A 13460-nucleotide genomic window follows, 5' to 3' on the forward strand; every position below is an offset into this window, starting at 1 on the left:
GTGAGGGGGGCTAACACCGTAGTTAAACTACGCGGATATGCGTTTCCTGGGGTGACGCGGCGGCCTTGCGTACTGCACTGAGCGCCTTCTCCGGCGTGCGCAGAAAGGTGTTGATGCCGATCTGCACGCAGCGGTGGTGCTCAAAACGCTCACTTTCCGCCAGCAGAATATCGCTGATCAACAGCACCACGTCGGCCTGGGCAAGATCGTCCGCCGTCAGCGAATTTTCAATCCCCAATGCACCCTGGGTTTCTACTTTGACCGGCCATTTCTCCTGCGCGCACAGTTTTTCCAGCCGCTCGGCAGCCATGTAGGTATGGGCGACCCCACTGATACAAGCCGTTACCGCTACGAGTTTTATCGTCATGTCAGCCCCTTTTGCTGCTGTTCAACCGCCAATGATCACCCGGTAACCCGCCTGTTGCGCCATCGCCTGTAAGGGAGCGATCTGTAGTTCCGTTGGGGCCGCTACGCCGCGCATGGCATATTCTCGTCCCAGCAGGGTATATTTCGCCTCGCCATACTGATGAAAAGGCAGCAGATGGATCTCTTGTAGCCCAAAAGGCGCCAGGAATGCCAGCACCTGCGCCATATTCTCCGTGCTCAAAGTGTAGCCGGGTATTAACGGCAGGCGAGGGATCAGGTTAACTCCGCGCTTCACCAGCGCAGTAAAGTTTGCCAGCACCCGTGGCAGATTGATGTTCAACAGATTTTTGGCGGCCTCGGCATCCATGATTTTCAGGTCGAACAGGATTTGATCGCAGTGTTCTGCCAGGGCCAGCACCTGGGCCTGCGAGGCATCTCCGGCGGTTTCGACGGCGGTATTGATGCCCAACGCCTGCAAGCGCTGCAACAGTTGGGTGGCAAACTCGGCCTGCATCAGCACTTCGCCACCGGAAAGCGTCACCCCGCCGCCGGAGGTGCGATAAAACACCTCATCCTTGAGGATTTGCTGTAACAGCGCCTCCAGCGTGATGTTTTGCCCGATCAATTCCATTGCTCCGCTTGGGCACTCCTGTGCGTCGTTCAGGCAGGGCTGGCAGCGCAGGCATTTGGCCTCGCGCCGCACGCGATGGATTTTGCCGGACATCGACTCCGGGTTGGCGCACCAAGGGCAGCTATGTGGGCAGCCTTTGAAAAACACTACGGTGCGGATGCCGTGGCCGTCGTTCAGCGAATAACGCTGAATATTGAAGATCCGGGCCATTGGCTCCGCCGGTGTCGCCCGGGAAAACCCGGGCGTGATCAGGTTACAGTTGATGCGCTGTACGGCGGATGATGTCATCCTGGATCTCCTTCGACAGCTCCACGAAGAATGCGCTATAGCCGGCAACACGCACCACCAGCCCGGCGAAGTCCTGTGGCCTGGCCTGCGCTTCCTTCAGCGTTTCGGCATTCACTACGTTGAACTGCACGTGCTGTAGCTTGAGCTTGGTAAAGGCTCCGAGGAAATCAGCCAGTTTGTTCAGCCCTTGCTGGCCTTCCAGCGTGCTTGGGGTGAATTTTACGTTTAGCAGCGTACCGTTGGAGAGCAGGTAGTTATCCAGCTTGCTCACCGATTTCAGCACCGCCGTCGGCCCTTGGCCATCCTGGCCGAGCATTGGCGAAAGTCCGCCGTCCGCCAATTGTTCCCCTGCATAGCGCCCGTCTGGTGTGGCTCCCACCACCGCCCCCAATGGCACGTGGGCAGAAACGGTATAAGAGCCCGGTGTAAATTGACCGCCGCGCGGGTTACGGTACTGTTCTACCTCTTTGCAGTAAAATCGCAGCAAATCGGCGCTGATCAGGTCAACTTCGTCGATATCATTGCCGTATTTGTCGAAGCGGTTGATCAACCGTGCGCGGATCTTTTCCCCTTCCGGCGTGGCGAAGTTGGCCTTCAGCGTGGCCAGTAGCTCATCAAAGCTCAGGCGCTGTTGATCGAACACCAGGCCTTTCAGGGCAAACAGCGAATCGCTCAGGTTGGCGATGCCGATACCTTGTACCCCGGAGAAGTTGTAGCGTGCGCCGCCTTCGGTGATGTCTTTGCCGTTTTGCAGGCAGTCATCGATAAAGGAAGACAGCAGCGGCACCGGTGCCCAGTCGCGGTGGCCGATATCGCAGATGTTGCTGCCTTCGGCCATCAGCCGGACGTAATGGCGGATCTTTTCGCGAATGTGATCCAGCAACTGTGGGTAGGTGAGGCTGGCGTTGCCTTCGTTATCCAGCAGCGTCAACTCCATCACTTTCAGCAGGTTGAACATGGCAATGTCGTGCAGGCCGTAGGTGCGCCCTGGGATCGACAGCTCAACACAGCCCACTACCGCATAATCACGCGCATCTTCCAGTGAGACGCCACGGTTCAGGAACGCTGGCACCACCACCTCATCGTTAAAGATTTGCGGAATACCGGTGCCGAGGCGGATGGTTTCGGCGGTTTTCAGCAGGAATGGCCGATCGATGAACTCATTGACCCGCACGCCCAGGTTCGGCTGTGGCAGGCGGATATTCTGGTAGGCATCCAGGCACAGGAAAGACAGCACGTTGACCGCGCTGCGGCCGGTTTCCGTCAGGCCGCCCAGCAAGATGGTATAGCCGGTAGGGAACCCTGCGAAATAACGAGCACTGGAAGTAGAGCGCAGCAGCACGATGTCGTTGCATTTCACCCACAGGCTTTCCAACAGCTCCTTCAGGAACGCCGGATCCTGCCCCTGATTGAGGGAGGCTTGATAAAACGGCAGCATATATTGATCGAAGCGGCCCAGCGACAGTGAGCTGGCGTTGGATTCATACTGCAAAATGATGTTCATATACCAGAACAGCTGGCACGCCTGGTAGAAATCCTGCGGCTTGTGGTGGGCGTTGTGGCTGGAGATCTCGGCGATGCGCAGCAGCTCGGTGCGGCGAGTCTCATCGCTACATTGCTCCGCCATTTGGCGTGCCAGGCTGGCATAGCGCAGGATATGGCGCTGTGAGGCTTGTAACAGCAACAATGCTGCAGCATAAAACGCGTTGTCTGGCTGCTGATCAGCATGACTTTGCAGTTCGGCTAGCAGGCTATCCAGGCCGTTATTCAGCAGGCGCGGATAATCGATGATGATATGCCCCTGGCCCTTGTCCGTCTGGTTGACGCTGAAAATCTGGGTCTGGGTAGCGGTTTTAACCTCCTCTGACATCTGGCCGTTGATGAAATCCTTCATCGAACGTTTTTCCCAATAAGGGTAAAGCTGCTCGCGATACACCTGCTTGTCCGCTTCGGAAATGGCAAAGCGATCCTGCGGACGGGTTGGGAAAGCATCCAGTTCTTTCAGCAGCCAGTAAGGGTCCATCTCTGGCGACACGATCCCGGCCCGCGGCTTCACCGTACGGTTACCGGCAATCAGTTCGTCTTCCCGCAGGGTGATTGCCACGTGATCGAGAATATAGGCGGTTGCCTTGGCACGGCGGATGATGGTGGGGTCTCCCTCGGTCTGCCGGTGGCTGGCGGTATAGAGCAGTGCGCGTTCGAGTGAAATTTCACGCGGAGCGGAGAACAGGGCGGCTTTTAGACGTTCGATCCGGGAGATCATCACATTTTCCTTTTGTGCGGTAGTGGGGGCGGGAAAACCCGGCACGTCGTGCCGGGCTGGCTGTGCGGTTAAGCCTTTTGCGCTAAATGGGCGGCAATCTTCTCCATGATGGCATCGGCTCGTTTTACCGCGTCGCTGATGGCCACGCGTACCACGGTTTTCCCTTTAAAACGTTCTTCAAACTTGATGCCGATATCCTTGGTCAGGATCACCACGTCGGCGGCTGCCACGTCTTCGGCCGTCAGTTCGTTTTCCAGGCCGATGGAGCCTTGGGTTTCAACTTTGCACTGCCAGCCTTGGGCTTTGGCGGAACGCTCGATGGCCTCGGCAGCCATGTAGGTATGGGCAACGCCAGATGGACAAGCGGTTACAGCGATAATCATGGTCATGGAAAACTCCTCAAAATGGTATGCGTGTCTTGCAAGCTGCACTGTGATTAGCGGCAGCTTGCAGGCGTATTTATTCAGTTAATTTCGAAATCCAAGTCCAGATCATCCTGGGCGACTTTAGTAGCCTGTTTCTTGGCAGCAAAGCTTTTCAGCAGGTTAACCAGCAGGGCGGTGACCACCATGCCCACCAGCAGCGCGGCTACGTAGCCCAGCTTGCCTTCAACGACTGGCAGCACAATCAGACCACCCCAACCGGCGTAGCACTGTGCCCCCACCAACGCGGCCGTCACGGCGGCGCAGGCAGAACCAATCATGATGGAGGGGATCACGCGCAGCGGATCGGCAGCGGCGAACGGGATAGCCCCTTCGGTAACGCCGACGCAGCCCATCAGCAGTGCAGCTTTACCCGCTTCGCGCTCTTCCGGGGTGTAGTATTTGCGGCCAATCAGCGTGGCGAATCCCAGGCCGAGCGGTGGGGTGGCGATGGCAACGGCAGCGATGGCGACCACCGAATACACGCCCTGAGCGACGCAGATCAGCATAAAGGCGTAGGCCACCTTGTTAACCGGGCCGCCCATGTCAAACGCCAACATCAGGCCCATGATGATGGCCAGCACGACGATGCTGCCCTGCTGCATACCTTGCAGCCAGTGGGTCAGGCCGTTGGTCAGCGCGCCAACCGGTTCGCCCAGGCCCCACATCATGATGCCAGCGGTAAGCAGAGTGCCGATGATTGGGATCACGAAGATCGGCATCACCGAGCGCAGGATCTTCGGCACCGGGATCTTCTTGAGATAGAACACAATAATCCCGCCCAGCAGGCCAGCGATGATCGCCCCGAAGAAACCAGCCCCGAAGGATGCGCCTACCCAGGCCCCAATCGCCGAGGGAGCCAGCGCGGAGCGATCCGAGATGGAGTAGCCGATATAGGCCGCCAGGAAAGGCACCATCAACGTCAATCCGGCCACGCCGATATCAAACAGTTTTTTCAGGTTAGGGTCCGTCGCCGCATCGGGGACAGCCCCTTTGCCATACAGCATCACGGAGATAGCCAGCAAAATGCCGCCGGCGACCACAAACGGGATCATATGGGAGACGCCGGTCATCAAGTGCTGGCGTGTGTTTCTTAGAATATTGAGTAGCTCTTTCATCGTTCACTCCCTGGCCGCAACCAGCGTGCTTCTGAGATAAAACCACCGGGGAATGACCCCTGATGGATAAAGGTTGTTGGCTATCACAATAGGCATCTGGCGGTACTATCAACAGTGGATAAAATTGCCATTTACTGGATTTTTGTATTGTCAGGAGAAAAGTGCGATCTAACTCAAAGTGTGCGACAGAATAAACCGGGCTTGTGGCAACGGGCTTTGTGAGCGGCATCGCATTTATGCCGTCAGGATACATTTGTCCAGTGTTTGACATTTTTATCCGATAGCTCTGGGCCGCGCTGCGCTTTTATCCTTGTGGCAAACCGGTGTTGTTCACCGCTGCTTTTGGTATGAGGAAAGAGTGATGGCGAAAATAGTGACGTTTACCTGCGCGCTGCCCAACGGGGTACATGCCCGCCCAGCCAGCCATATCGAAACCCTGTGCAACGGTTTCCGTTCCCGCTTTGAATGGCACAACTCGCGTAGCGGCCTGCGTGGCGACGGCAAAAGCGTGCTGTCACTGATCGGGACCGATACTTTGCTGGGTGATGAATGCCGCATCACCATCGAAGGGGAAGATGAACAGGCGGCGTTTGAGCGCCTGAGCCAGTTTATCCAACATGAATTCCCGCACTGCGACGAAGCGCTGCCACAGGTGAATGACCAGGCGGAGCAGGAGCCTATCCCGCAGTCTCTGGCTAACCTGAACCCAACGTTGGTACGCGCTCGCTCCGTCAACCAAGGCACCGCCAATGGGAAACTGGTGCATCTGGCGCGGGTGGATTTAAACGCCCTGACGTTGCCGCCTACGCAATCTGTTGAACAGGAGCAGCAGCAGTTGGCCGAAGGGTTGACGCGCTTTGGCAAGGCGCTGGATCTGCAACTGATGGGCGGTAACGGCACCACTACGGCGGTGCTGGAAGCGCATCGCTCCTTGCTACGTGACGGCGCATTCCGCCAGCACCTGCTTGATGGCGTGCTGGCAGGGGAAAGTTGTGCCGCTGCCATTGTGGCCACTGCAGCCCACTTCAGCCAGCAACTGGCACAGTCTGCCAGTGCCTATCTGCGCGAGCGCGAACTGGATATTCGTGATGTCAGCTTCCAGCTGTTACAGCAAATTTATGGCGAGCAGAGCTTCCCGGCGCAGCAGGCGCTGAGCGTTGACAGCATCTGCATCACCGATGAGCTGACCCCTAGCCAATTCCTGGAGCTGGACAAGCGTTATTTGAAAGGCCTGTTGCTGGGCAGCGGTGGTAGCACCTCGCATACGGTGATCCTGGCGCGCTCCTTTAACATTCCAACCCTGGTTGGCGTTGATGCCGCCGCAATGCTGCCATATTTGAATCAATCGGTGCAGATCGACGGCGATCTTGGGCTGGTGGCCTGCGATCTCAGCGAACCGGTTCGTCGCTATTATCAGCAGGAGCAGTGGTTGAGCGAGCAGATCCGCAGCCAGCAAAGCGCCTATCTTGATCAACCGGGGCGTACGGCCGACGGTGTGCGGATGGAAGTTGCCGCCAATATCGCCCATGCGGTAGAAGCGGAGGCGGCCTTCAGCAACGGTGCAGAGGCAGTAGGCCTGTTCCGTACCGAAATGCTGTATATGGATCGCCTGACAGCGCCTTCTGAAGATGAGCTATACAACATTTACTGCCAGGCAGTGGAAGCCGCAGCAGGCAAGACGATCATCGTGCGTACCATGGATATCGGCGGCGACAAGCCGGTGGATTATCTGAACATCCCGGCCGAAAACAACCCGTTCCTCGGTTACCGGGCGGTGCGTATCTATCAGGAATTCCTGCCGCTGTTCCGCACCCAGCTACGCTCGATCCTGCGTGCTTCGGCACACGGTCCGCTGAAGATCATGATCCCGATGATCTCCTCAATGGAAGAGATCCTGTGGGTGAAGGATCAACTGGCCGAAGTGAAGCAATCGCTGCGTGCCGGGCAGATCCCGTTCGACGAAAAAATCCCGCTCGGCATCATGCTGGAAGTACCTTCGGTGCTGTTTATCATCGACCAGTGTTGTGAGGAGATCGACTTCTTCAGTATCGGCAGCAACGATCTGACGCAGTACCTGCTGGCGGTGGATCGTGATAATGCCAAGGTCATCAAGCACTACAACAGCCTGAACCCGGCGTTCCTGCGTGGGTTGGATCATGCGGTGCGTGAAGTGCACCGACATGGCAAATGGATCGGCCTGTGTGGCGAGCTGGGGGCGAAAGGTTCGGTGTTGCCACTGCTGGTGGGTATGGGGCTGGATGAGATCAGCATGAGCGCGCCTTCCATTGCCGCCACCAAAACCCGCCTGGCCAAGCTGGACAGCCGCGAATGCCGTTTGCTGCTCAACCGGGCCATGGCCTGCCGTACTTCGCTGGAAGTGGAACACCTGCTGGCCCAGTTCCGTATGGAGCAAAGTGATGCGCCGCTGATCACGCCGGAATGCATTGCCCTGGGGGCAGATTGGCGCAGCAAAGAAGAGGTGATCAAAGGGATGGCGGATAACCTGCTGCTGGCCGGGCGTTGCCGTTACCCACGTAACCTTGCCGCCGATTTGTGGGCGCGTGAGGCGGTATTCTCCACCGGCCTGGGCTTTGGCTTTGCCATTCCGCATACCAAATCTGAACATATTGAACAGTCCACCATCAGCGTGGCCAAGCTGGCGCAGCCGGTTGTTTGGGGCGATGAAGAGGCGCAGTTCGTGATCATGCTGACCCTTAATAAACATGCCGCCGGCGACCAGCATATGCGGATTTTCTCCAAGCTGGCGCGGCGCATCATGCATGAAGGTTTCCGTGACGCACTGGTAAACGCAGTGTCTGCCCAACAGGTAGAAGCGTTGCTGAAACAAGAGCTTGAACTGTAATCCATTTTTGGGCGCTGCGGCGCCCTTCATTTTTAGCCTTGAGGAGCAACTATGGAACTCTATCTGGATACTGCCGACATCAATGCGGTGAAACGTCTGGCACGTGTGTTGCCGTTGCAAGGGGTGACAACTAACCCGAGCATTGTGGCAGCGTCACGCACGTCGCTATGGGAAGTGCTGCCTGCTTTACGCGATATCATCGGTGGTGAAGGGAAGCTGTTTGCCCAGGTGATGGCGACCACGGCCGAGCAGATGGTTGAAGAGGCGGTCATGCTTCACCAGCGCGTTCCTGGCGTGGTGGTGAAAGTACCGGTGACGAGTGAAGGGCTGGCCGCGATCAAAATCCTGCAAGGCTTGGCTGTTCCAACGCTGGGGACGGCAGTGTATGGGGCAGCACAGGGGCTGCTTTCTGCCTTGGCAGGGGCGAAGTATGTGGCACCTTACGTCAACCGCGTGGATGCCCAGGGTGGCAATGGCATTGCTACCGTGCAGGAGTTACAGCACTTGTTAGAACTGCACGCCCCGCAGGCCAAGGTGCTGGCCGCCAGCTTCAAGACTCCACGTCAGGCACTGGAGTGCCTGTTGGCAGGTTGTGAAGCTATTACCTTACCGGTCGATGTCGCAGAGCAGTTTATCAGCGCCCCGGCGGTGCAGGCGGCGGTTGAGAAGTTCGAGCACGATTGGCACGGGGCGTTCGGCACTTTGTCACTGAGCTAAGATAAGACGCCCCTCACCCTAACCCTCTCCCACAGGGAGAGGGGACCGAAAGTGCCTCTATTTGATTAGGGTATTCGTCCTCGACATCAACCCTGCCATAGATTAACTCTTGTACCTGAACGCAGCACCGAACTGGCTCCCTCTCCCTACACAAAAGCCCATGACATCCTCAGTTTGTACATTGGGAGAGGGTTGGGGTGAGGGGAGATTGGTGACACACTGCCCCTGACGATTACTTCACACCTGCCACGCCATGCTGGCTGAACCAGGCCAACATGCGCTGCCAACCGTCGGCGGAAGCCTCCGCGTTATAGCTTGGCCGGTAATCGGCGTGGAAAGCGTGACCCGCTTCTGGATACACCACGATTTCCGCATCGGCATTGGCTGCACGGATCGCCTGGCGCATGGTTTCCACCGTTTCCTGCGGAATGCTGCCATCCTGGCCACCGTATAGCCCAAGTACCGGCGCCGAAAGATCGGTGGCGATATCAACCGGATGCTTCGGCGAATTCAAGGTTTTCTCCCCCACTAGCTTACCGTACCAGGCCACTGCCGCTTTCAGCTGCGGATTATGCGCGGCATACAGCCAGGTGATGCGACCGCCCCAGCAGAAACCGGTGATCGCCAACTTGCCGGCATCGCCGCCGTGGCGCGTTGCCCAATGCGCAGCGTGATCCAGATCGGCCAATACCTGGCTGTCAGGCACCTTGCTGACCAGCTTTTGCATCAGCTCGCTGATTTCGCTGTACTCTCTGGCATCGCCTTGGCGGAAATAGAGTTCTGGAGCGATAGCCAGATAACCCTGCTTGGCCAGGCGGCGGCACAGATCCTGAATGTGCTCATGCACGCCAAAGATTTCCTGCACGACCAGCACAATGGGGAACGGCCCTTGATGATGGGCCGGTTTGGCGATATAGGCTGGCAGATCGTCCCCCTGCGAAGGGATGGTGGTTTCCCCCACGTGTATATCCTGCACATCGGTCAGAATGGTTGAGGTGGCCAACGGTGCGACGGCAGGGGTAAATCCCCCTTTGGCCTGTTTTAACGTCATTTGTTGTTCTGTTTTCATTGATTGCAGGCTCCATGCGTTAGAGAAAAAGCGCGGCAGTTAACTATAGGCAGATTAGCGCTTATTAGCATCGCATGGCGAATTTTCGCGCAGGATAGCATTGGCTGCTCAGACAGCAACTTGGTATAAACTGAGTGGAGATTAAGCGTGTCAGGGTTTTTTATGTGATTTAAATCACAAAAATAATGTAGATGAATTTCTGTTTCTTTATTCAAAGTGATGATCATCACGAAATTTAACAGCGATTGTCAGTAGAATCTCTGTTTGTTCCTCCCAAAAACCGTATCCATGAGGAGTCCCCCATGTCTCAGTCTGACGTTTTCCACCTCGGTCTCACTAAAAACGATCTGCAAGGCGCTACATTGGCCATCGTCCCTGGCGATCCGCAGCGTGTTGAGAAAATTGCCAAGCTGATGGAAAACCCGGTTCACCTGGCTTCCCACCGCGAATTTACTTCTTGGCGTGCAGAACTGGATGGCAAGGCAGTGATCGTGTGCTCAACCGGTATCGGTGGCCCGTCTACCTCGATCGCCGTTGAAGAGTTGGCACAGCTGGGTATCCGTACCTTCCTGCGTATCGGCACGACCGGTGCCATTCAGGCCAATATCAACGTGGGCGACGTGCTGGTGACAACCGCTGCTGTGCGCCTCGACGGTGCCAGCTTGCACTTTGCCCCAATGGAATTCCCGGCAGTGGCGGACTTTGCCTGTACCACTGCGCTGGTTGAAGCCGCCAAGGCCAGCGGTGCTACCACGCATATCGGCGTAACCGCCTCTTCCGATACCTTCTACCCAGGTCAGGAACGTTACGACACCTATTCCGGCCGTGTGGTCAGCCGCTTTAAAGGCTCGATGGAAGAGTGGCAGTCGATGGGCGTGATGAACTATGAAATGGAATCCGCCACCCTGCTGACCATGTGCGCCAGCCAGGGCCTGCGTGCAGGGATGGTTGCCGGTGTGATCGTTAACCGCACCCAGCAAGAGATCCCGAATGCGGAAACCATGAAGAAGACTGAAAGCCAGGCGGTGCAAATCGTCGTTGAGGCTGCTCGCCGTCTGCTGTAATCCCCGTTAAAAGCGGGCCGTTTGACGGCCCGTTTCTCCTTCTGTTACGGTTATCCCCCTCTGCGTCATGCTGCTGGCCTTCTGTTGTCTGTGTTTGCCGATTGCTGGCTGATGTGGCGGCATATCTCGAGACAATCAATGTAAGGACGTCTTATGACCGCTCAGATCCTGCTCCATCCTTCACTTGCGCCGTTAGACGGCGGCATCAACTTCCGCGATTTAGGCGGCAACAGCGTGGCCGATGGCCGCCGTATCAAACGCGGGCTGCTGTTTCGTTCCGGCGCTCTGGATCGCTTGAGTGAAAACGACTGTAGCTACCTGGCTCAGATGCCAATGCGTTCGGTGCTGGATTACCGCGACTTCGACGAAGTGCAGGCTAAACCTGACGTGCTATGGTCGGGAGCCGACTATTACCACGTGCCGGCCAACCCGCTCAGCAGCGAAGTGAATGCCAACCTTGAAAAACTCACCGACGAAACGCTGGCCAAGTTTGATGCCCGGGCCTTTATGCTGGAGCTGTACCGCCGCCTGCCGTTCAATAACGCCGCCTATAGCCAACTGGCGCAGCTGCTGGCTCAGCCTGAAGGCGGTGCGATTGTGCAGCACTGTGCGGTAGGCAAAGACCGTACCGGAGTTGGTTCGGCGATGGTACTGCTGGCGCTGGGCGCGGATGAGGCTACGGTAATGGAAGATTATCTGCTGACGGAAACCACGCTGGCGAGCTACCGTGAACACATGCTGGATCAGATCTCCAGCCGCCTGAACGACGCCTCGGTGGCGCAGTTTGCCTATGTGCTCAGCGCACGTGAAGAGTTCCTGGCGACTGCGTTGGGTTGCATTCATGAGCAATATGGCTCCACCAACCGTTGGTTGGAGGCCGAATATGGGCTGGGGCAAAGCCAGCTCGAGACGTTGCAGGCGCTCTATCTGGAATAACGGCGCCATGTTTAACCGGAGTTTAGCCAGTGAGGTAGGGTACTGCGTATCCTTGAGGCCGGATCCGTTCTCAAAAGGAGCAGGTTATGAACCTCAATGACGTGATTAACTGGGTTAGCGAAACAGTGCGCCAGCATGAAGCCTGGGCGATGCCGATCGTCTTCTTTCTGGCGTTTGGCGAGTCGCTGGCATTCCTCTCGTTGTTGTTGCCTGCCACGGTTATTCTGCTGGGGTTGGGGGCGTTGATTGGCGAGAGCGGCATTGCCTTCTGGCCGATCTGGGCTGCCGCTGCCGCCGGTGCCTTCTTTGGTGACTGGCTCTCTTATTGGGTCGGCTATCACTATCAGGGGCGCGTCGCCCATATGTGGCCGCTGTCACGCAATCCACAGCTGTTGGTGCGTGGCCATGCGTTTTTTGAGCGCTGGGGCGTGCTGGGCATCTTCTTTGGGCGTTTCTTCGGGCCGTTGCGAGCCGTGGTACCGCTGGTGGGGGGGATCTGTGCCATGCCGCAAACCGCGTTCCAGATTGCTAATGTGGCCTCGGCAATGGTCTGGGCCTTCGGCATCCTGGCGCCAGGCGCCTTTGGTATCAAATGGTTTACCCAGTGGATGGCATGAACCGGTGCCTTGCCAATAACCTCATATTTTAATTATTCCGCGTCACAGTGAGAATTCGATCACGAATTTATCCTTAACCAGCGTTTTTAAATTCCCTTATTTTTTTAACAGTGTTATTTTCCCAATAAGTGGATTGTTACTGTGAATAAACAGGCAAAACCCAAACCCGTTGACGAACCAATGTCATGGGTTTGGGTTTTTTTTCGCCCTTATTTTGGCAAATGATCTGCCGATGATTAAAAAAATTAACCTATAGGCGTTATTTTGTTCACTAAGGAAAAATTAATGAAAATTAAAACCTGGCTACTGGCCTCCGTACTCGCCGTTTCCTCTGCTGCGGCCTTCAACGTAACTGCCGCGCAAAGCGACAGCGTCGATATCTATTTTGCTCGCCACGGTAAAACGCTGCTCAATACCTACGATCGCGTGCAGGGCTGGGCTGACTCACCGCTGACACCGGCCGGGATCGAAACCGCGCGCTATCTGGGTGCCGGGTTGAAGGGGATCCCTTTCGATAGCTTCTACACCAGCGACGCTGGCCGCCAGCGTGAAACGATGCAGGTGATCCTCAAGGAAATGGGCAAGTCGGACGCCAAGGTCACGGAACTGACCGACCTGCGCGAAATGTTCTTCGGCGGTTTTGAAGGGCGTGCTAATGCAGAGATGGCCGACGCTGCTGCCAAGAAGCTGGGCCTGGCCTCTGGTGGCGAGATGTTCAAGCAAATGGGCGAAGGCAAGATCAGCCTGATCCCAATGGTGGATGCCATCACGCAAAGCGATGATAAGCAAGAGGCGGAAAGTGCGCAGCAGGTCAAAACCCGTATGCAACGAGCCTTGCATACCATGGTGCAGAATGCGGTGAAGAATGGGGATAAAAACATTCTGGCGGTCTCTTCCGGGCTCTCGATGCAGATGATGATTTCCGATATGACCGATAATCCGAACAAAAATAAGCCACTGACTAATGCGGCCGTCGTCAAGATGACTTATAAAGACGGAAAATATACCGTAACCGATATTGGCGATATGACTTATGTCGCTAAAGGGAAAGCGTTACTAAATAAAGCACCTTGATTATTACCCAATAAAAATAACCCACCCTTTTG

General features: G+C 56.4%; 12 protein-coding genes. 6 read left to right on the forward strand and 6 right to left on the reverse strand.

Annotation, left to right across the window (positions count from 1 at the left end):
• Positions 1-22: 22 nt before the first annotated feature.
• The 5 genes from AC6HVW_RS20120 to AC6HVW_RS20140 all read right to left on the reverse strand — a co-directional run bounded on the left by AC6HVW_RS20120 (position 23) and on the right by AC6HVW_RS20140 (position 5088).
• Positions 23-367, reverse strand: coding sequence for a PTS fructose-like transporter subunit IIB (locus AC6HVW_RS20120; RefSeq protein ID WP_021807973.1), 345 nt, complete (start codon positions 365-367; stop codon positions 23-25).
• A gap of 21 nt (positions 368-388) precedes the next feature.
• Positions 389-1285: a [formate-C-acetyltransferase]-activating enzyme gene (locus tag AC6HVW_RS20125; RefSeq protein ID WP_071681815.1), complete on the reverse strand. Its 897-nt coding sequence runs from the start codon at positions 1283-1285 to the stop codon at positions 389-391.
• The gene (locus AC6HVW_RS20130) at positions 1251-3548 is read right to left on the reverse strand and encodes a formate C-acetyltransferase (RefSeq protein WP_071681816.1); all 2298 of its coding nucleotides are present in this window, start codon (positions 3546-3548) and stop codon (positions 1251-1253) included. The genes AC6HVW_RS20125 and AC6HVW_RS20130 overlap by 35 nt, the downstream gene beginning before the upstream one ends.
• Before the next feature lie 68 nt (positions 3549-3616).
• A complete protein-coding gene (locus AC6HVW_RS20135) occupies positions 3617-3937 on the reverse strand; it encodes a PTS fructose-like transporter subunit IIB (RefSeq protein WP_021181481.1) in 321 nt (106 codons plus the stop codon).
• Positions 3938-4011: 74 nt separating this feature from the next.
• Positions 4012-5088 carry a PTS fructose transporter subunit EIIC gene (locus AC6HVW_RS20140; RefSeq protein WP_059199074.1) on the reverse strand — a complete coding sequence of 359 codons (1077 nt, stop codon included), beginning with the start codon at positions 5086-5088 and terminating at the stop codon, positions 4012-4014.
• Between the two features lie 361 nt (positions 5089-5449).
• Between AC6HVW_RS20140 and ptsP the strand changes: the two genes are divergently transcribed.
• Entirely contained in the window at positions 5450-7951 is a 2502-nt protein-coding gene (gene ptsP, locus AC6HVW_RS20145; protein WP_071681820.1) for a phosphoenolpyruvate--protein phosphotransferase, read from the forward strand.
• 51 nt (positions 7952-8002) lie between these two features.
• Entirely contained in the window at positions 8003-8668 is a 666-nt protein-coding gene (gene fsa / locus AC6HVW_RS20150; RefSeq protein ID WP_021807968.1) for a fructose-6-phosphate aldolase, read from the forward strand.
• Between the two features lie 232 nt (positions 8669-8900).
• Here the strand turns inward: fsa and AC6HVW_RS20155 are convergent, their stop codons facing one another.
• Positions 8901-9737, reverse strand: coding sequence for a dienelactone hydrolase family protein (locus AC6HVW_RS20155; protein WP_071681821.1), 837 nt, complete (start codon positions 9735-9737; stop codon positions 8901-8903).
• 302 nt (positions 9738-10039) lie between these two features.
• Between AC6HVW_RS20155 and udp the strand changes: the two genes are divergently transcribed.
• The 4 genes from udp (at position 10040) to AC6HVW_RS20175 (ending at position 13428) form a co-directional block, all read left to right on the forward strand.
• A complete protein-coding gene (gene udp / locus AC6HVW_RS20160) occupies positions 10040-10801 on the forward strand; it encodes a uridine phosphorylase (RefSeq protein ID WP_024531115.1) in 762 nt (253 codons plus the stop codon).
• 153 nt (positions 10802-10954) lie between these two features.
• Entirely contained in the window at positions 10955-11737 is a 783-nt protein-coding gene (locus tag AC6HVW_RS20165) for a tyrosine-protein phosphatase (protein ID WP_071681823.1), read from the forward strand.
• A gap of 86 nt (positions 11738-11823) precedes the next feature.
• Positions 11824-12354, forward strand: a complete 531-nt coding sequence (locus tag AC6HVW_RS20170) for a DedA family protein (protein ID WP_071681825.1) — start codon at positions 11824-11826, stop codon at positions 12352-12354.
• A 291-nt stretch (positions 12355-12645) separates the two neighbouring features.
• A complete protein-coding gene (locus tag AC6HVW_RS20175) occupies positions 12646-13428 on the forward strand; it encodes a histidine phosphatase family protein (protein WP_071681855.1) in 783 nt (260 codons plus the stop codon).
• Positions 13429-13460: the final 32 nt, after the last annotated feature.

The sequence above is a fragment of the Serratia sp. NCCP-200 genome, from assembly GCF_059697885.1.

Bases quoted from the DNA above. Each gene is read 5' to 3' on its own strand.
- AC6HVW_RS20135 (WP_021181481.1), bottom strand. From the start codon at position 3,937: ATGACCATGATTATCGCTGTAACCGCTTGTCCATCTGGCGTTGCCCAT.
- AC6HVW_RS20155 (WP_071681821.1), bottom strand. From the start codon at position 9,737: ATGAAAACAGAACAACAAATGACGTTAAAACAGGCCAAAGGGGGATTT.
- ptsP (WP_071681820.1), top strand. From the start codon at position 5,450: ATGGCGAAAATAGTGACGTTTACCTGCGCGCTGCCCAACGGGGTACAT.
- udp (WP_024531115.1), top strand. From the start codon at position 10,040: ATGTCTCAGTCTGACGTTTTCCACCTCGGTCTCACTAAAAACGATCTG.
- AC6HVW_RS20125 (WP_071681815.1), bottom strand. From the start codon at position 1,285: ATGACATCATCCGCCGTACAGCGCATCAACTGTAACCTGATCACGCCC.
- AC6HVW_RS20170 (WP_071681825.1), top strand. From the start codon at position 11,824: ATGAACCTCAATGACGTGATTAACTGGGTTAGCGAAACAGTGCGCCAG.
- AC6HVW_RS20120 (WP_021807973.1), bottom strand. From the start codon at position 367: ATGACGATAAAACTCGTAGCGGTAACGGCTTGTATCAGTGGGGTCGCC.
- AC6HVW_RS20140 (WP_059199074.1), bottom strand. From the start codon at position 5,088: ATGAAAGAGCTACTCAATATTCTAAGAAACACACGCCAGCACTTGATG.
- AC6HVW_RS20130 (WP_071681816.1), bottom strand. From the start codon at position 3,548: ATGATCTCCCGGATCGAACGTCTAAAAGCCGCCCTGTTCTCCGCTCCG.
- AC6HVW_RS20165 (WP_071681823.1), top strand. From the start codon at position 10,955: ATGACCGCTCAGATCCTGCTCCATCCTTCACTTGCGCCGTTAGACGGC.
- fsa (WP_021807968.1), top strand. From the start codon at position 8,003: ATGGAACTCTATCTGGATACTGCCGACATCAATGCGGTGAAACGTCTG.